This is a genomic window from Halolamina salina (genome assembly GCF_042678005.1).
Classification (GTDB): Archaea; Halobacteriota; Halobacteria; order Halobacteriales; family Haloferacaceae; genus Halolamina; species Halolamina salina.
Genome location: NZ_JBHUDH010000010.1, coordinates 7,956 through 9,071, shown reverse-complemented (window position 1 = coordinate 9,071; position 1,116 = coordinate 7,956). Strand labels below are relative to the sequence as shown.

Below are 1,116 nucleotides of genomic sequence, written 5' to 3'. Positions count from 1 at the left end.
TCGCGCGCCACCGCCGGCTGCGGTGGCGGTGGACGCCTCGCGGCCGTCGACGAGAGCGAAGCTCTCGTCTGCCAATCAGAAATCTCCGATTTCTGGTGACGGCCAACGGTCGGCCGCCGCGGGGGGAGGGGTGGGGACTCGGGGCTGTGCCGGGCCTCGTGCCCGGCACACTGCGGTCGCAAGTGGTCAAGCATCGAGGTGCTGTCGCTGTTGCTGTTCCAGTTGCCAACAGTCGAGATACTTGCAGTTGCTGTCCCAGCGGCCAATAACCGAACTACTGTCGCCGCCCCAGATTGCGAAAGAACGCACGACCTCGAAAACAACCAAAAGAAACCCGACTGCCCGACTCAGTTCACATGTCGCTCCAAGCGCCCATCCCTCGGCTCACCGAGGTGATCGACGCGATCCACCGGGTCGCGGCCGCCTTCTTCAGGAACTTCGCGCCGATCCCGCCGAACGTCTCGAACGGGAGCGCGTCGATGTCGTGGGCGACGGCCTCGTCGCCGACGGAGATCAGCGTCCCCTTGTCCTCGAACGTCCACGTCGAGAGGGGCCGGCCCTGCACGGCGTTGACGAGGTTCTCGCCCGCGACTTCGGCGGCGGTCCACGCTGCGACCGCCGTCGGCGGCGCGACGTCGTCCTCGCCCTGATCGATCAGCGCCGTGTCACCGATCGCGAACACGCGGTCGTCGCTGGTCTGGAAATCCCGATCGGCGAACACGCGCCGGGAGCGCTCGTCCTTCTCGAGGTCGGTGTTCTCCAGTTCCTCCCGCCCGGTGATGCCGCCCGTCCAGACGAGCACGTCGTACGGCATCTCGTCGGGCGCCTCGTCCTCGCCGCCGCCGACGTACACCGTGTCGTCGTCGACCTCCGAGATGAACTCGCCGCACTCGATGTTCACGTCGGCGGCCTCCAGCCGGCTCCGGATCGCCTGCTGGACGTCGTCGGGGTTGTTGGGGAACACCTCCTCCAGCCCCTCGACGAGGTGGACGTCGATCGGGGCGTCGTGTTCGTCGCGGTACTCGGCGATCTCGCCGGCCGTCTGAATCCCGGAGAGGCCGGCGCCGCCGACGATCACCTGTGCGGGGTCGGCGACGGAGGCGTCCGCGGCGGGCG

1 protein-coding gene is annotated in these 1,116 nt (G+C 68.2%); it reads right to left on the bottom strand.

Going from position 1 to position 1,116, the window contains the following annotated elements:
• Positions 1–352: 352 nt before the first annotated feature.
• Positions 353–1,116, bottom strand: a 764-nt coding sequence (locus ACFR9S_RS01190) for an NAD(P)/FAD-dependent oxidoreductase (protein WP_379817814.1), incomplete at its 5' end; no start/stop codon positions are given.